This window comes from Hominilimicola fabiformis, assembly GCF_020687385.1.
In the GTDB taxonomy this organism is placed as follows: Bacteria; Bacillota; Clostridia; order UBA1381; family UBA1381; genus Hominilimicola; species Hominilimicola fabiformis.
On record NZ_JAJEQM010000008.1, the window covers coordinates 26,727 to 45,923 of the forward strand.

The 19,197-nt window shown below is 38.8% G+C and carries 11 protein-coding genes and 1 pseudogene; 8 read left to right on the plus strand and 4 right to left on the minus strand.

Annotation, left to right across the window (positions count from 1 at the left end; translation table 11 throughout):
• Positions 1–36: 36 nt before the first annotated feature.
• From LKE05_RS06935 to rny, 3 genes are all read right to left on the minus strand, one after another.
• Positions 37–1,395, minus strand: a complete 1,359-nt coding sequence (locus LKE05_RS06935; RefSeq protein ID WP_308456356.1) for a L,D-transpeptidase family protein — start codon at positions 1,393–1,395, stop codon at positions 37–39.
• Positions 1,396–1,543: 148 nt separating this feature from the next.
• Positions 1,544–2,338, minus strand: coding sequence for a TIGR00282 family metallophosphoesterase (locus tag LKE05_RS06940; protein ID WP_308456357.1), 795 nt, complete (start codon positions 2,336–2,338; stop codon positions 1,544–1,546).
• 242 nt (positions 2,339–2,580) lie between these two features.
• Positions 2,581–4,158: a ribonuclease Y gene (gene rny / locus LKE05_RS06945; protein WP_308456358.1), complete on the minus strand. Its 1,578-nt coding sequence runs from the start codon at positions 4,156–4,158 to the stop codon at positions 2,581–2,583.
• 480 nt (positions 4,159–4,638) lie between these two features.
• Here rny and glgB point away from each other — a divergent pair, with 480 nt between their 5' ends.
• The 8 genes and pseudogenes from glgB (at position 4,639) to LKE05_RS06985 (ending at position 18,263) form a co-directional block, all read left to right on the plus strand.
• On the plus strand, positions 4,639–6,714 hold the full coding sequence (gene glgB, locus LKE05_RS06950) for a 1,4-alpha-glucan branching protein GlgB (RefSeq protein ID WP_022229023.1): 2,076 nt from the start codon (positions 4,639–4,641) through the stop codon (positions 6,712–6,714).
• Positions 6,715–6,762: 48 nt separating this feature from the next.
• Positions 6,763–7,968, plus strand: a complete 1,206-nt coding sequence (locus LKE05_RS06955; protein WP_022229024.1) for a glucose-1-phosphate adenylyltransferase — start codon at positions 6,763–6,765, stop codon at positions 7,966–7,968.
• A 17-nt stretch (positions 7,969–7,985) separates the two neighbouring features.
• Positions 7,986–9,104 (plus strand): glucose-1-phosphate adenylyltransferase subunit GlgD, encoded by a 1,119-nt coding sequence (glgD, locus tag LKE05_RS06960; protein WP_308456359.1) that lies wholly within the window; start codon positions 7,986–7,988, stop codon positions 9,102–9,104.
• 145 nt (positions 9,105–9,249) lie between these two features.
• Positions 9,250–10,683: pseudogene (gene glgA, locus LKE05_RS06965) on the plus strand (glycogen synthase GlgA); the annotation flags it as partial.
• 624 nt (positions 10,684–11,307) lie between these two features.
• Positions 11,308–13,797 (plus strand): glycogen/starch/alpha-glucan phosphorylase, encoded by a 2,490-nt coding sequence (locus LKE05_RS06970; RefSeq protein ID WP_373367874.1) that lies wholly within the window; start codon positions 11,308–11,310, stop codon positions 13,795–13,797.
• A 51-nt stretch (positions 13,798–13,848) separates the two neighbouring features.
• Complete coding sequence (locus LKE05_RS06975; protein WP_147514218.1) at positions 13,849–15,783, plus strand: glycoside hydrolase family 13 protein; 1,935 nt, start codon at positions 13,849–13,851, stop codon at positions 15,781–15,783.
• Positions 15,783–16,601: a Cof-type HAD-IIB family hydrolase gene (locus LKE05_RS06980; RefSeq protein ID WP_022229029.1), complete on the plus strand. Its 819-nt coding sequence runs from the start codon at positions 15,783–15,785 to the stop codon at positions 16,599–16,601. The genes LKE05_RS06975 and LKE05_RS06980 overlap by 1 nt, the downstream gene beginning before the upstream one ends.
• A gap of 63 nt (positions 16,602–16,664) precedes the next feature.
• Positions 16,665–18,263 (plus strand): potassium/proton antiporter, encoded by a 1,599-nt coding sequence (locus LKE05_RS06985; protein ID WP_308456362.1) that lies wholly within the window; start codon positions 16,665–16,667, stop codon positions 18,261–18,263.
• A gap of 50 nt (positions 18,264–18,313) precedes the next feature.
• On the opposite strand, the gene pduB is transcribed toward LKE05_RS06985, so the two are convergent.
• On the minus strand, positions 18,314–19,024 hold the full coding sequence (gene pduB, locus LKE05_RS06990; protein WP_308456363.1) for a microcompartment protein PduB: 711 nt from the start codon (positions 19,022–19,024) through the stop codon (positions 18,314–18,316).
• Between the last annotated feature and the right edge of the window lie 173 nt (positions 19,025–19,197).

The following is a 19,197-nucleotide window of genomic DNA, read 5'->3' on the forward strand; positions in this document are numbered from 1 at the left end:
AAAAAAGCAAGCTGATTTCAGCTTGCTTTTTTGATATTATTCTGTAATATAAATTCTTGTATAGAACGGAATTGTATTTGCAATCCAGTTAATATCGCTTGGGTGAAGACGTACACAACCGTGAGAAATATTTACGCCGACACGTCCGTCATATTCTGTACCGTTATAGTAAAGCAATGTTGAATGAAGTGCATAACCGTTATAGAAACGAAGTACAGGACCTACATAGTAGCTTGGATAATCCCATTCTGTGCGTTCGATATATTCAAATTGACCTGTGATTGTAGGCGTATTCCATGCACCTAATGCACAAGGAAATTCTTTTTGAAGTTCCCAATTATATTGTGAGCCTTGATATACTCTTACCTTATATTCGTGCTTTGAAACCCATACAAGATAATTTGTACGGCTTGTAATACCGTTCTTGTTTACAGGTGTTCTGTTGCGATATTCTTTAACTATAGGAGATTCACCAATGATAATATCAAGGTGGTCGTCGAAATCAAGAACATCAAGACTTGAATTAAACGATTCGGCAAGCGTTCTTACAGGAACAAATAGAGAACCCTCGATATAAACCGTTGCGTGAGGTGCGTATGTATCGTTTCCGAAAATCGTTGTATATGCACTGTTTGCGTTAAAAATAACTTGGTCTGAACCGACGCTGCAAACTACGCTGTCATATTTAGGATCGTATGTAACCTTTAATCCCATTGCCTCACCGATTGCACGAACAGGCATCATTGCGACACCGTCAACTATTCTTGCACGCGGTGAAACGTCTTGAAGAAAGTTACCGCTTACATACATACAAAGTTCTTTATCGTAATTCGGATTACCGTTCATTGCACAACCGTTATTTTGTACATATTCGCCGTTTTCGTTCAAATATCCGTACGTCTGAACTTCAAGAATGCCGTCAGGCTCAATCTTTTTATCGTAATATTTCAATGAACGAAGTCCCGAAACGAGCTTTACCTTGAATTTTTCGCCCATACGATATTGCGGAACGTTGAATATAAGATTTAGCGAAGAAGTATCCTGAGATACGTTTTCGGTAATTGAACCGAGTAATTCATCGGAACTGCTGTAAAGTTCGACAGTTACGTCATTAGGTATTATGTACTTATGCGATGTGATGTCAATATTAAGAACAAATTGTGTTGATAATTCGTTCTCCGATATTGTCGGCGTTGAAGTCGGCTTAACTGTCGGCTCTGCGGCCGGTGTTGTTGCTGCTGTTTCTGTCGGCTCAACCGTTGTTCCCGGTGAAACGGTAGGCTCTACTGTTACTTGCGGTGTTTCTGTCGGTGCAGGTGACGCTGTTTCGGCGAATGCGACTATTCCGCTCAAAACGATTGATACGGCAAGAAACATTCCTAAAATTTTTTTCATACTTATCTCCCCTTAAACTATTATAAAATAATCATATCACACCGAATTATCAAAGTCAATAAACAATAAAAGCTAAACATAAATTCGGATTAATCACTAAAAAAACACATCAAATTTTAACTAAAATGATGTGCTTTTTTTACTTGACTTATTTTTCACGAATAAAAATTCTTTCAATGTCTGTACACAAACCGCTTTGTTCGTCAATGTCAAAAATACAACCGCAAAATTGTCCTTTTCCGTTCGCAATTTCAAACTTTTGAGGCATACCTGTAATAAATTTTTTTATTATTGCATTATTCTCTCTGCCGAGTATCGATATTTGAGGACCTGTCATTCCAAGGTCGGTTATATTTCCCGTACCTTTCGGAAGAATGACTTCATCGGCTGTTTGAACGTGTGTGTGCGTTCCGAATACGGCTGAAACTTTGCCGTCAAGGAAATATGCCATAGCAAGTTTTTCGCTTGTTGCCTCTGCATGAAAATCTACTATTATAATATTGGTTGATTTCTTTAATTTTGCAACCTCGCGTTCGGCAGCGTCGAAAGGGGAGTCTGCGGGGTCAAGATATGTTCTGCCGATAAGATTTACAACTCCGACTTTAACACCGTTTTTTGCGGTAAAAACGATACTTCCCTCACCCGGACACTTTTTATTGTAATTCGCCGGACGGATTACATTTCCCTCGTTACGCATAATATCAACAACTTCTTTTGCATCCCAAGTGTGATTACCCATAGTGATAACGTCAATTCCTGCACGAATAAGCTCGTCATATGCGTTGCGGGCAAGACCTCTGCCGTGGGTGGCATTTTCACCGTTTGCGATAACTAAGTCAATACCTTTCTGATATTTCATATCGTCAACATATTTAAAGAGCATATCGCGTCCTATACGGCTGACAATATCTCCGATACATAGAATTTTCATAATAAAATCCATAGCCTTTCTGCCCGCAGATTTATTTATAACACTGTCTTATCGTGGGCGGACAGGACGTGTAAAACTGTATAATATATCTAAAATTAAAATAAATTTTCGTTCAAAATAAATAAAAAAAGGAGTATTACAGAACGGGTAGAAGCTAAACATAAACGGCTTATACAGTGCCTTTATCGCAAAGTATCAAAGTCATAAATATTTACGCTCTGTAATAACCCCAAATTTTTCAAAGTAATGCAAGCTTATTTAGCGTAATCAACCGCTCTTGTTTCACGAATCATACTAACTTTAATCTGACCCGGATATTCAAGCTCGCTTTCAATACGTTTAACAATTTCTTTTGCTACAAGAATCATACCTTCGTCGTTGACCTTTTCAGGTTTGACCATAATTCTGATTTCACGACCGGCTTGAATAGCAAATGACTTTTCAACGCTGTCGAAACTGTTTGCAATTTCTTCAAGGTTTTGTAAACGCTTGATGTAGGTTTCAAGATTTTCACGTCTTGCTCCCGGACGTGCTGCGGATATTGCATCGGCTGCCTGTACTAAAGAGGCAACGATTGTCTGTGCCTCGACGTCACCGTGGTGAGCCATAATAGCGTGTACAACATCCTTGTTTTCACGATACTTCTTTGCAATATCTGCGCCGATAGTAACGTGTGAGCCTTCGACTTCATGGTCAACTGCTTTACCGATGTCGTGAAGTAAACCTGCACGTTTTGCAAGTGCGACATCGACGCCCAGTTCACCTGCCATAACGCCCGCAAGATGCGAAACCTCAATGCTATGCTTTAGGACGTTCTGACCGTAACTTGTTCTGAATTTAAGTTTACCAAGCAATTTGATAAGTTCAGGGTGAAGACCGTGTACACCTGTTTCAAATGTAGCACTTTCGCCCTCTTGCTTGATGATTGATTCAACCTCTTTACGAGATTTTTCAACTGTTTCCTCAATGCGTGCCGGATGAATACGTCCGTCCACGATAAGCTTCTCAAGTGCAAGACGTGCAACTTCACGTCTGATAGGATCGAAACTTGAAACAATAACTGCCTCAGGAGTATCGTCGATGATTAAATCAACGCCTGTAAGAGTTTCAATGGTTCTGATGTTTCGTCCTTCACGACCGATTATACGGCCTTTCATTTCATCACTTGGAAGATTAACAACAGAAACGGTGGTTTCGGCAACGTGATCGGCGGCAACTTTTTGAATAGCTAAAGAAACTATGTTCTTTGCTTTCTTTTCCGCGTTCTCCTTTGCCTCTTGCTCAATTTCTTTAACCATCATGGCTGCCTCATGCTTTGTTTGATTTTCAACATCTTTTAATAAGATAGTCTTAGCCTCTTCGGCGGTAAGACCTGAAATCTTTTCAATAAGAGCCATTTGTTGTTCTTTGATTTCTGCTATTTCTTTTTCTTTAGATTCAAGTGACTTTAGTTTTTGACTTAAAGTCTGTTCTTTTTTCTCTAAATTATCTGTTTTCTTGTCTAAGTTTTCTTCTTTTTGGTTAATTCTGCGTTCCTGACGATTAAGTTCATTTCTGCGTTCCTTAACCTCTGCGTCAAAGTCTGCGCGAAGTTTTTGATTTTCTTCTTTAGCCTCAAGCAACAGTTCACGCTTTTTGGCGTCGGCAGCCTTTTCGGCATCCTTTACAATAGACTTGGCTTTTTCTTCGGCACTGCCGAATTCGGCCTCAGCAATTTTCTTTCTGTGTGCAACGCCTAAGTTGAAACCAACAATGACGCCTATAACACATAATACGATTGCAACGATTATCATTACAATTAATAATACTGTATTAATCAGTAACACCCCCATAAAAAGTTTACCAACGCTTAATAATGGGGGACTTCTTAAAATGACTGCGTCCTATACAACTGAATACTTCATAAACCTCTATGAAACAGATGCAGGTAAAGTACCATAGTGATTTGTAATCATACAAGAGCAGTCTACCTTAAGACGGCTCCATTTTAAGTATTGGGATTACATATAAAAGTATAGTATACAGAAAAATTTTATTTTTAAAGAATATTAAGCAATTATATTTTATACTATTTTGTGCATTCTGTCAAGGTGTATTATTAATATGAAAGTATTTTTTTCTGTAAAATAAGATTGGAAATTGCGTAAAAACGTCGTAAACGTAAATTTTATGTAAAATAGCACAAAAAAATTTGAAAAAATTATTCACTTATGGTCTTTACTAACAAAAATAAGTGTGATATAATAGTTACAACAAGATAAATCAGTAAGGAAATATGTATATTTTAATTTACTGAAAAGGGAGGGAAATATATGACAGAAGAAAAGACCTGGGCGAATATAAGTCGTTTTCAAACGTACTTATTTAATTCCGGTGACAATTTTAAGTCATATGAAATGCTTGGATCACATAAAGTCAAAATAGACGGTGTTGACGGTTGGAGATTTGCCGTTTGGGCACCTAAAGCCGTAAGTGTTAGAGTCGTGGGCGATTTCAACGATTGGAACGGCTATGACAAAATGCTTGAAAGAATAGAAACAAGTGGAGTTTGGTATGGCTTTTTTACAGATATAGAAGAAGGAATGCTGTATAAGTATGCTATTGAGGCTGAGAACGGAGAAACTTATTACAAAGCAGATCCGTATGCTGTAAAGAGTGAACTGAGACCGGGTACTGCGTCCGTAACAAAGGATATTTCAAATAATTACAAATGGGGCGATAAGGCTTGGATAAGTGCACGCAGTAAAAACAGCACTTTGACGGAGCCTATGAATATATACGAAATCCACATCGGCTCATGGAAAATACATGATGACGGAAGCTTTTATACGTATCGTGAACTGGCGGACGAGCTTGTTCCTTATGTTAAGAAGATGGGTTACACGCATATAGAGCTTATGCCTATCACCGAATATCCGTTCGACGGCTCCTGGGGGTATCAGGTAACGGGATTTTTCTCAGCTACGACAAGATACGGCGAAAGTGAAGATTTGAAATATCTTATAGATAAGTGTCACAAAAATCATATCGGAATTATAATGGACTGGGTACCTGCTCATTTTCCGCGTGACGCACACGGACTGAGAATGTTTGACGGAACTCCTGTTTATGAATATGCCGATCCGCGATTGGGTGAGCATAAGGATTGGGGAACAATGGTTTTTGACTATTCAAAGAGCGAAGTTATTTCATTCCTTATTTCATCAGCGTATTTTTGGGCAGAACAGTATCACATTGACGGAATAAGAGTTGATGCGGTATCTTCAATGCTTTACCGTGATTATTCGAGAAATGACGGTGAGTGGGTTCCAAACGAATACGGCGGAAACGGTAATCTTGAGGCAGTTGATTTTCTTAAAAAGCTTAACAAGATTATGGGGACGGAATTCCCTAACTTTATGATGGTTGCGGAAGAATCTACGGCTTGGCCGCTTGTAACCGCACCGCCTGAAAATGACGGACTTGGTTTTAATTACAAGTGGAATATGGGCTGGATGAACGATACACTTCGTTATATGGGTATGGATCCGTATTTCCGTAAGGACAATCACAGTTTGCTTACATTTATGATGATGTATGCTTATTCCGAAAATTATATTTTGCCTTTGTCACATGATGAAGTGGTACACGGCAAGGGTTCTATGCTTAACAAGATGTTCGGTGAGTATGACGAAAAATTTGCGGCATACAGAACATTACTCGGCTATTATATGACAATGCCGGGAAAGAAAATGTTGTTTATGGGCGGTGAATTCGGTCAAATGCTTGAGTGGCGTTATGACGACCAACTTGAATGGAACGTACTTGAAATAGATAAGCATAAGAGATTGCATCAGTATGTAAAAGACCTTAACCATTTCTATATGGAAAACAAGGCTTTATGGGAACTTGATACAAGTTGGGACGGCTTCAGATGGGTTAATGAGGCTGACAGTGAAAACAGTGTTCTTTCCTATATAAGACGCGGCAGACACGCGGCTGATAATGTTGTTGTGGTTGCAAACTTCACACCTGTCGAAAGACCGATATATAAAATCGGTGTTCCGCTTGCGGGCGAATATGAAGTAGTATTCCATTCGAGTGCTGTCAAGTACGGCGGAAACAAACGTATTACAAAGAAAGTATACAAGACAAAGAATATGCAGTTCTCAGATATGATGTACACTATTGAAGTTGCTATCGACGGCAATTCAGTTATGTTCCTAAAGAAAAAGCCGGCGGACAAAGCTGCGGCAAGCAAAAAGAAAACGACTACATCAAAAACTGCTAAAAAAACAACAGACAAAACCGAAAGTGCAACGGCTAAAAAAGCGGCAGTTAAGAAAACAACCGCGACAAAGACCGCTGCGAAAAAAACATCAACAAGGACAAATAAATCGGCTAAATAGTCGGTTTTAATAAAAATCTAATCAGAAAAATTATAGGGAGATGATTTTATGGTATCAAAGGATTGCGTTGCAATGATACTTGCAGGCGGTCAAGGCTCAAGACTTGGTGCGTTGACAAAAAATGTTGCTAAGCCGGCAGTGCCTTTCGGCGGAAAGTACAGAATCATAGATTTTCCGCTTTCAAATTGTGTACATTCAGGAATTAATACGGTAGGTGTTCTTACACAGTATCAACCGTTGGAACTAAATAGATATATCGGTAACGGAAACCCTTGGGATTTGGACAGAAGTCATGGCGGTGTTTATGTACTTCCTCCATACCAAAGTGCAAAAGCGGGTGAATGGTATAAAGGTACGGCAAATGCCATTTATCAAAACTTAAGTTTTCTTGAAAGCTTTAAACCTGAAAATGTTCTTATACTTTCAGGCGACCATATCTATAAAATGCACTATGGCGAAATGCTGAAGGCACACAAGGAATCGGGTGCGGCTGTAACTATTGCCGTAATGCCTGTACCTTGGGAGGAAGCAAGCAGATTTGGTATAATGAACGTTGACGAAGAGGGTACTATCACAGACTTTGAAGAAAAACCGGCAGAGCCTAAGAGTAATCTTGCGTCAATGGGTATTTACATATTTACATATGAAGTGCTTAAAAAGTATTTGGAGGCTGACGAACGTGACCCAAGTTCTGCAAATGACTTCGGTAAGAATATAATTCCTACAATGCTTGAAAACGGCGAAAAGATGGTATCATTCAGATTTGAGGGCTATTGGAAAGATGTCGGCACAATTCATAGCTTGTGGGAGGCAAATATGGATCTTGTTGACCAACCACCTAAGTTTGATCTAAACGACAGAAGTTGGAGTATCTATTCAAGAAATATGGCACTTGCTCCTCATTATGTTGGACAAAATGCTAAGATAACAAATTCAACCGTAACAGAGGGCTGCTTTATTGACGGCGAAATAAAGCATTCGGTTATTTTCGGCGGCGTTGAACTCGGAGAAGGCAGCGTTGTCAGTGATTCGGTAATTATGCCGGGTGCGAAAATCGGAAAGAATGTTGTAATTGAAAAAGCTGTTATAGGTGCAGACGCAGTTATAGGTGACGGTGCTAAAGTCGGAGTTAATTCTTCGGACGATAACAAATATGCATCAAAATTGTGTACCAATGATCTTGTTCTTATCGAAAGCGGTGCCGAAGTCGGCGTTGAAGAAGATATTTGCAAGGGCAGTATGGTAGAAGCATAGGAAAGGGGACAGAGCCAATGAGAAGAGATACTATGGGTATTATTCTGACAAGTAATGACAGAATACCTCCGATTACAGATATAAGAGCAAATTCAGCACTTCCTATCGCAGGAAGATACAGAATAATAGATTTCGTACTTTCGTGTATGGCAAACTCGGGTATAACAAATATCGGTGTTGCAACAGAGGCAAATTACTCATCTTTGATGGACCACATTAAATCGGGTAAGCCTTGGGACCTTGACAGAAAGAATTGGGGGCTTAATATACTTCCTCCGAATCTGGAAAAGGTATCATACGGTTCAATAAAGGGTAATATAGATATACTTGCAGGTATAAGCGACTTTATTCACAGAAGTCAGCAGACATATGTAATATTGTCACTCGGTAACAGCATTTACAATATTGACTTTGAAGAAGTTGTAAAAAATCATATCGAAAGTCAGGCAGATGTTACAATTCTTTATAAAGATATGAAAGGTATGCCTGAAAGAGAAATTTCAAGATTTACAACGCTTGAACTTGATGAGGAAAAACGTATTACAGATATTGAGGTTCAGCCGTATTATCCAAAGTCGAGTATGGCAAGTATGGACGTTTACGTTATGGAAAAGGCTTTGCTTGAAAGTATTGTTGACGAATGCAGTGCAAGAGGCGACAGAGATTTCGTAAAGGATGCACTTGTTAAGAAAATGACAGGCCTTAGAATTTACGGATATGAGTATACGGGTTATACTGATAAGATTGATTCACTTAAAGCATATTACAGAAATAATATGAATTTCTTAAATTCGGACATAAGACGTGAATTGTTTAATCCTAAAAATCCTATCTACACAAAGACAAAAGACCAGTCGCCGACTAAATACGGAAGTGACGCATCTGTACAGAACAGCTTTATTTCAGACGGTTGTGTAATTGAGGGTACTGTAATTAACAGTGTACTTTCAAGAGGTGTAAAAGTCGCAAAGGGTGCGGTTATTAAAAATTCAATCATCATGCAGGATTCTGTGATTGAAGAGGACGTTGAACTTAGTCATGTTGTATTTGATAAGGAAGTTGATATAACAAAAGGAAGAAAACTTATAGGACAAGAGAGCTATCCTCTTGCAATATCAAAAGGAACGAAGATTTAATAATAAAGATTTTAATGACAAATATATAATAGAACTGTTCAAAATTTGAGCAGTTCTGTTGAAGTTTTACGGAATTTAAGAATATTTATTGACAAATAATTCTTATAGAGATAAGATTTAAGCATATAGAAAGGAATAATTTGTTATGAAAGTTTTATTTGCTACTTCGGAGGCGGCACCTTTTGTTAAAACAGGAGGTCTTGGTGATGTAGCGGGTTCTTTGCCTGCAGCGCTTAACGAAAAAGGCGTTGACGCAAGAGTGATTTTACCGCTGTACAACTGTATACCGCAAGAATATAAGGACAAGATGAAATATATTGACCATATCTATATCGATATGGCTTGGAGAAAACAGTATGTCGGTGTTTTCGAGTTGGAGTATAACGGCTGTAAGTTCTATTTTATAGACAATGAGTTTTACTTTAACGGCGATAAGCCTTATGACTTTATACACCTTGATTGTGAAAAGTTTATATTCTTTTCAAAGGCTGTATTGTCAATTTTGCCGACAATAGATTTCAGACCGGACGTTATTAACTGTAACGACTGGCAGACAGGACCGATACCTGTATTCCTTGATACGTTCCAGGATAATCCGTTCTATCAGGGTATCAAGACTGTTATGACAATTCATAACTTGAAGTTCCAGGGAAGATGGGATTTCAACAAGATTAAGGACGCAATGGGTATAAGCGACTATTACTTCACTTCCGACAAGCTTGAATTCTACAAGGATGCAAACTTGTTAAAGGGCGGTATGGTTTATGCAAACAAGGTTTCTACGGTAAGCTCAACTTACGCAAACGAAATCACAACAGAAGAATACGGAGAGGGACTTCACAATCTTCTTCGTGCAAGACAGAACGACCTTTTGGGTATAGTAAACGGTATTTCTTATATTGACTGGGATCCGAATACAGATCAGTCTATTTATCAAAACTATACAGCAAAAACAGTTCATAAGAAAAAGGCTGAGAACAAGAAAAAGCTGCAGGAAGAATTAGGTCTTGAAGTGAATGCCGATAAGATGATGATTGGTATTGTATCACGTCTTACAGACCAAAAAGGTTTTGACCTTGTAGCTTACAAGATTGAGGAACTTTGCAACGGCGGCTGTCAAGTAGTTGTACTTGGTACAGGCGACGAAAAATATGAAAATCTTTTCAGACATTATGCTTGGAAGTATCCTGACAGATTCTCGGCACAAATTTATTTTTCAAATGATATGGCACGTAAAATTTATGCGGCAAGTGACGCATTTTTAATGCCGTCAAGATTTGAACCTTGCGGTTTGTCACAACTTATCAGTATGAGATACGGTACTGTTCCGATTGTTCGTGAAACAGGCGGACTTAAAGACACTGTTATTCCATATAATGAATATACAGGCGAGGGAACCGGTTTCTCGTTCGCAAACTACAATGCAGACGAAATGATAAATATTATTTGGTATGCAATGCAGATTTACTATGACAGAAAAGACGAGTGGAAGAAAATCGTTGATAACGGTATGGCAGTAGATTACTCATGGAATGTATCGGCTGATAAATATATTCACTTGTATCAAGAACTTACAGGTATATATGATTTACCTGAAAAGAAAAAGCCTGCCAGAAAGACAGCCGCAAAAACTACAAAGAAACAAGAAAAAAAGGAAACTTTTGAGGACAGTATAAGGGCAGATGCCGAGGTGGCTGCAAAGGCTGCGGCAGACGGTGCAAAAGAGCCTGAAATAGTTGAAGTTAAAAATCCTTTTGAGGAGAAAAAAGCCCCTGCGGCAAAAAAGACAACAACGAAGAAAACAACAACAAGAAAAACAGCGGCTAAGAAAACAACAACTAGAAAAACAACGGCTAAGTCAACTGCAAAGAAAGCGGTAAAAGAAGAACCTGCAAAGGCTGAACCTGTAAAAGCTGAAAAGGCAGAGCCTGCAAAGACGGCAAAAACAGAAAAAACAGAGTCTGCAAAACCTGTAAAAGCCGAAACAACTAAAGCAGAGCCTAAAAAGGCTGAATCGGCTAAGTCGACGGCAAAGACAACGACTAAAGCCGAAACGGTTAAGGAAGGTGCAAAGGCGAAGACAACGGCATCAAAGAAAACGACACAAAAGAAGACTGTAAAATAAACCAATGATAAGAAATCTTCGCAAGAAATAAGAAGAATTTTAAAGGGGTGTAAAATAAATATGGCACAAGCTAAAAGTATGGCACAAAATAAAAACACAAAAACAACAGCAACAACAAAATTGACGGCGTCGGAAGAAGCATTGAAGAAGGAAATTGTAGGTAAGGTAAACAGACATTTCGGTAAAGTTATGGAGGATGCAACTCCTCATATGGTTTATACTGCATGCGCACTTACTGTTCGTGACAGAATTATGGAAAAGTGGGCCGTATCTCATCAGACTGTAAAGAAGATGGGTGCAAAAAAACTTTATTATTTATCATTTGAGTTCCTTATGGGCAGACTTCTTTGCACAAACATTTTAAACCTTATGCAGACTGAAGAATATCAGCACGTTTTAAATGATTTGGGTTACTCACTTCCTGAAATTGCCGAACTTGAAAATGACGCAGGTCTTGGTAACGGCGGTTTGGGACGTCTTGCAGCTTGCTTTATCGACTCACTTACAACATTGGATTTGCCTGCATACGGTTGTACAATCCGTTACGAATACGGCTTATTCAGACAAAAGATTGTTGACGGTTATCAGACAGAACTTCCTGATTCATGGCTTGATAACGGTAATGCGTGGGAAATCGCAAGACCTGAAGAAACTGTTGAAGTTAAATTTGGCGGTGAAGTTTATACTGATTGGGTAGACGGTAAATTTACTTGCCGTTACAACAACTCACATACAATTTTGGCTATGCCTTATGATGTACCTCTTTGCGGTTATGATTCAAAAATTGTAAATAAATTAAGATTGTGGAGTTCAAAATCTCCTGACCATATGAATATGCAGGAATTTAACAGCGGTAACTATGTTCGTGCCGTTGAAGAAAAGGAACTTGCAGAAGTTATTTCAAAGGTACTTTATCCGGAAGATAATCATACAGAGGGTAAGGAACTTAGATTAAAGCAACAATATTTCCTTGTTTCTGCAACATTGCAGTGGATTTTGAAAGAATTTGAAAACAGAAACGGTCAAGATTGGTCAAAATTGCCTGATAAGGTCGTTATTCATATCAATGATACACACCCTACAATGGCTATTCCTGAAATGATGCGTTTGTTGATGGACGAAAAAGGTCTTGGTTGGGATGAGGCATGGGACATCGTAACTCATGTATTCGCATACACAAACCATACAGTAATGAGCGAGGCTCTTGAAAAGTGGCCGCTTGATATGTTCAGAAAGATTCTTCCGCGTGTATATATGATCGTTGAAGAAATGAACAGACGTCTTATGATCAGACTTAACGAAGTTTATCCTAACGATTCGGCTAAGCATAAGTATATGGCAATTATTTCTGATAATCAGATATTTATGGCTAATATGTGTCTTGCAAGCTGTTTCGCAGTAAACGGTGTTTCAAAGTTGCATACAGATATTCTAAAGCAGGATATTTTTGCTGATTACTATAATATGAATAACGACCACTTCTATGCAATCACAAACGGTATTACATTCAGAAGATGGATTGCTAACTGTAACCCGGAACTTACTGAGCTTATTTCTTCAAAGATAGGTAAGAATTGGATCAAGGACGCTTCAGAACTTTCAAAGCTAAAGAAATATGCTAAAGATCCTGCATTCAAGAAGCAATTTGCTGAAATTAAGCGTAATAACAAGGTTAGACTTGCACAATATATTAAGGAACACAACGATATAGTTGTAAATCCTGATTCTATCTTTGACGTACAGTGTAAGAGATTGCACGAATATAAGCGTCAGATGATGAACGTACTTCATATTCTTGCAGAATACAACAGAATTCTTGAAGATAACGTATATGCTGAAAATTACTATCCAAAGACATATATATTCGGTGCAAAGGCTGCTCCGGGTTATAAAAGAGCAAAGCTTATTATCAAGCTTATTAACTCAGTCGGAGATATGATTAACAACGATCCGAGAGTTAAGGATAAGATTAAAGTTGTATTCCTTGAAAATTACAGCGTATCAATCGCTGAAAAACTTATCATTGCGGCTGATATTTCAGAACAAATTTCAACAGCTGGTAAGGAAGCTTCGGGTACAGGTAACATGAAGTTTATGCTTAACGGTGCACTTACAATCGGTACACTTGACGGCGCAAACGTTGAAATGCTTGAACAGGTCGGTGAAGACAATATATATATCTTCGGTCTAAAGGCTGACGAAGTTGCCGCAAGAGTTAAGTATGCGGGAACTGATGAAGTTAAGAATATCTACTCATCAAACGCAAGCCTAAGACACGCACTTGAACAGCTTGTTGACGGTTCAATCGTTCCGGGCAGCAACCAAATGTTCAGAGATTTGTATCAAACATTGTTGTTCGGTGACTACGGATTCCCTGACACATATATGGTAATCAGAGATTTTGAAGAATATATGAAGACTCAAGAAAAGATGTCTGCTGATTATCAAGACAGAGATAAGTGGATTGAAAAGGCAATCTTGAATACTGCAAGTGCAGGATTCTTCTCAAGTGACAGAACTATTGAAGATTACAATAAGAACATTTGGCACTTGACACCAATTAAATAATAAAAATAAAGAAGTGACTTAGGTCACTTCTTTTACGATAAAGGGGTAAATATGGATATAGAGCATAATTCCAGAAAAAAATTTTATAGATTTCCTTTCGGAGCGGTGACTTGCGGCGGTGAAGTCAGATTGCGTTTGGCTGTGTCGGGCGCAGGTATTCCGTCGGCGGTTCGTCTTGTCTATATGGAGGATGGCAAGGGCGAAGTCCGAAAGGATATGCCGTATATTTTTGATGTCGGTGACCACTGCATATATTCGGTGAACGTGAAAATGCCTGAAAAAGCAGGACTTGTTTGGTATTATTTTGAACTTGAAACCGAAAGAGGTATGGTTTATTACGGCAACAATTCAAAACAACTCGGCGGAATTGGTGAAATGTGTTTTAATTCACCGAGTAATTCGTATCAGATAACTGTTTATAACGAAGATTACAAAACTCCGGATTGGTTTAAAACTGGTATTGCGTATCAAATTTTTGTAGACAGATTTTGCAACGGCAACGAAAACGGAGAATTTTTAGGAAATCGTACAGATATAATAAAGCGTAATTGGGGCGAACAACCGTTTTATAAAGCCGAACAATTTGGCGGTGAGTATAAAGCAAATGACTTTTTCGGCGGTAATTTGAAAGGTGTAATTAAAAAATTGCCGTATTTAAAAGATTTGGGAATATCGGTAATTTACTTAAATCCGATATTCAAAGCATACTCAAACCATAAATATGATACGGGCGATTATGAAACAATCGATCCGATGTTTGGTGATGAGGAAACATTTAAAGAGCTTTGCTCAAAAGCAAAAGAAATGGGAATACGCATAATTCTTGACGGTGTATTTAACCATACGGGAAGTAACAGCCGTTATTTTAATAAATACGGCGAATATGACAGCGTAGGCGCTTATCAGTCGAAAGAATCACCGTATTACACTTGGTTTAGATTTATGGATTGGCCTGATGTGTATGAATCATGGTGGGGAATGACGACACTTCCGCAGATTGAAGAACACAGTGAAGAATGTCGTAAGTATTTGCTTTCGGACAAAGATGCAATCGTTAAAAGATGGATAAAGAACGGTGCGTCCGGTTGGCGACTTGATGTTGTCGATGAATTACCGGGATTTTTCGTTAAAGAACTTAGAGAAAACGTAAAGAAAGCCGATAAAGATGCAGTTATTATAGGTGAAGTTTGGGAAGACGCGTCAAATAAGTCCGCTTACGGTGAAAGACGTGAATATTTCTTGGGTAAGGAGCTTGACTCCGTTATGAATTACCCAATGCGCAGAGCGTTGATTGACGCGGTAAGCGGAAGAATTGACGTTGAAGAATTTGACGCACGTCTTATGAGCATTAAAGAAAATTACCCTGCACCTGCTTATTATTCGCTTTTGAATATAATAACAAGTCACGATGTCGAAAGAATAATGACCCGTATGGGTGATGCACCGTCAAGACACGAAATATCAAAAGATTTTCAGGCGAGCTTTAAACTTGACGGCTATGCACTTGAACTTGCTAAGGAAAAAGCAACTTTAGTAGTCGGACTGCAGATGATGCTTCCTGGTGTGCCTTGTATATATTACGGTGACGAAATCGGTATGCAGGGATATGGCGATCCGTTCTGCCGTCAGACATATCCATGGGATAATGTTGACGAAGTTGACAAGGACGGAAGAATCAGACAACGCTATAAGAATATGATTAAATTGAGAAACAGTTCAAAGGCATTCTCAATCGGCGATTTTGAATGTGTTCATAAAGTCGGACACGTGTACGGTTTTGTACGTTGTTATCATGATGAAAAATATCTTATTGTTGCCAATCTGGGTACAAGAGAAGAAAGAGCACGTGTAGATGTTGCGAGATACGGTATGAGAAAACTAAAATGTCAAACGAGTGACGATAACAGCTTGCTTGAATCGTCTGACGGTATTCATTTTATTGATATACCGAGATTATGGATAAAGGTTTACAAGGTGGAAAAATAATGCAAGGTAAATTTTCGGATTATTTGCTTGTTTCGGATATGGACGCAACGTTGCTTGATGACAATCACACCATATCTGAAGAAAACAGACAAGCGATAGATTATTTCATAAAAAACGGCGGACGGTTTACTGTCGCAACGGGAAGAATGGTTGAGGCAGTTCGTGCATATATGCCGAATTTGCACATAAATGCACCGGCGGTATTACATAACGGTGCGAAGATATATGACTATGAAAAAGATTGTGCGGTATTTGAACGATTTATTGAGGAAAACAGAAAACAGGCAATAAAGCGTGTATATGATGATTTTCCGCAAATAGGTTTGGAAGTGTACAGTGATGAAATTGTGTACGTTTACAGAGAATGTGAGGAAACAAAGCGATTTTTGACACGCAGCTATGAGGTTGTTTATAGTTTACCCGATGAAATTTGGCAAAGACCTTGGATAAAGGTGCTTTTGATTGGTGAAAGAGAATTGCTTGACAAGTACGAGCCGATATACAGAACCGAATATGATAACGGCTATGCGGTCAGAAGCGGTGACAAGTATCTTGACGTTGTTGCGAACGGAGTTTCAAAGGGTAAGGGAATGCTTGATATGGCGAAAAAAATCGGTATTGAGCAGAACAAAATTATAGCTGTCGGTGACAATATGAATGATATTTCAATGTTGGAAGTAGCGGGAATTTCGTATGCAGTTGAGAACGCAGAAGAAAGCGTGAAAAAAATTGCGGACAATTTAGCACCGTCTAACAACGGCGGTGCTATCGCATATATCATAAACAGACTTGAAAAAATTGTAAAAACACAGAATTAAGGCTTGAAATATCGGCAGTTTTATGTTAACATAACTCTATAAAAAGTATTTAAGGAGGTATTTATGTTTAACATATCACTGTTGCTTTCGGCGGCTGTTATTATAATTTGCGTACTTGCAAATAAGTTATCAAACAAAATCGGAATGCCTGTACTTATTGCGTTTATTGCACTTGGTATGGTGTTCGGTTCGGACGGAATACTTAAAATTCCTTTTGAAAATTATAGCTTTGCAGAACAGATTTGTTCTGTTGCGCTTGTATTTATTATGTTTTACGGAGGTTTCGGCACTAAATTAAGCGAGGCTAAACCTGTGGCAGTAAAGGCACTGTTGTTGTCGAGCGTGGGAGTTATTTTCACGGCGGCTCTTACAACAGTGTTTTGTTTTTTTGTTTTAAAAATAAAATTGCTCGAAAGTATGCTTATCGGTGCGGTTATGAGTTCTACTGACGCGGCGTCTGTGTTTTCGGTACTGCGTTCAAAAAATCTTAACTTGAAGTATAACACTGCGTCAATGCTTGAAATGGAAAGCGGAAGTAATGACCCGTTTGCATATATGCTGACCGTTATAGTTCTGTCGTTTATGAAGGGTGAAAACAGTGTCGGACAGATGGTTTACAGTATCGCCGCACAAATTGTTTTCGGCGTTTTGATTGGCTTTCTTATTGCACTCGGTGCAGTATGGTTTATGAAACATTTCACTTTTAATACATCGGGTTTTGACGCGGCGTTTGTGCTTGGAGTGGCGGTGCTTGCGTACGCATTGCCGACATTGGTCGGCGGAAACGGTTATCTCAGTGCGTACATAGTAGGTATCGTTTTGGGAAATCAGAACATACATAATAAAAAATCACTTGTACATTTTTTTGACGGAATGACCGGACTTATGCAAATGCTTATATTTTTCCTTTTGGGACTTTTGTCGTTCCCGTCAAAAATATTAACTGTTTTGTTGCCGTCAATATTTATAGCACTGTTTATCACGTTCGTTGCAAGACCGTTGGCGGTTGCGACTGTGCTTGCACCGTTTAAAACAAAAATTTCACAATATCTTGTTGTGTCGTGGGCAGGTCTCAGAGGTGCGGCGTCAATCGTGTTCGCAATAATGGCTATGGTAGGCGGTGTGACAATGGAGCAGGACATTTTCCATATTGCATTTTGCGTTGTATTGTTTTCAATTACGCTGCAAGGGTCGCTTCTCCCGTTTGTCGCAAGTAAAACGAATATGATTGACAAGACCGGTTCTGTACTGAAAACGTTTAACGACTATTCGGACGAAACGGAAATTAATTTTATTCGCTTGAATATTGACAGCGGTAACAGATGGATTGACCGTGCGGTAAAGGATATTTCCCTTCCTCCGCAAATGCTTTTTGCGGCGATTTACAGAAATGACGAAACGATTATTCCGAACGGTGAAACGGTAATATATGAGGGTGATACGATAATTCTCGGTGCACCGTCACACGGAATAAACGGTGATGTTCGTTTTAGGGAGATTTCGGCGAACGACAGAAAAAATTGGCGTGGAAAAAGTATGGCTGAAATTGAATTTCCCGACGGCTATCTTGTGATTATGATAAAACGCGGTGATGATGTCGTTATTCCTGTCGGAAGTACGATAATAGAAAAAAATGATGAGCTTGTTCTGGTTTCAAAATAAAAAACATAATAATAAAAAAATCACATCATATGATGTGATTTTTTGTTAGCTTAAATATATGGTTTTGTTACAGGCAAAGGTTCAGAGCCGAGTGAACGCAAAAGTTGCATTCCTGCGGAACGTGCGTCAGTGACGGCGGTTTTAACCGCTGACGCCTCACCTGTGAAAATTATAATCACTTCATTTGAATGGCTTGTACCACTGTCCGGACGAAGTGTTTTTATCAATTCGACACCGGCAGATTTTAACGCAATATCTGCGATTACCATACCAATCGGAGCAGGTGACGCACATACAAAACCGAACGGTCTGCCTATCGGCACATCAAATGCCTTGTTGATAGCCTCACCGCACCTTGCACTGTACTGGAATTCCATATGACCTGCTTCACTTATGTATATTTCGCCGGCATTTATGTCTATGTATTCAAGCGCTAATTCAACGGCTCTTTTAACGTCGGCAGGTGTTTCACCGCCGATTATGATAAAGTTTCCGTGACCGCCCCAGCCTTTTGTATCACGCGGAATTTCAATAGAGATAACCTCTGTCGAAGTAGCTTTAACCGCGTCGTCAACGGCTTGAATTTGTGCTCCCGCACCTGTACGGGAACCGATAAGGCCGACCGCGTGGAACTTTTTCGGGATATTCATTTGTTTTCTTAAATCGTCATCAATATTGGCGATATAAAGACCGATTGTATCGCAAACGCCGACACCGACAAACTGTGTCATACCGCATTTTCCGAACATATCGTTATTCATAATATCCCTCCCTAAACCAATCTTATATATATTATATCATTATTTTAACCTTTTTGCAATCCTAAAATGAATTGTTATACATCAAAATGTAGAAAATTTCAAATAAGTATTGATATTTAGGGTAATTTTTGATATTATATAGAGTATTGAAATAAAAATACATTAGGAGTTGA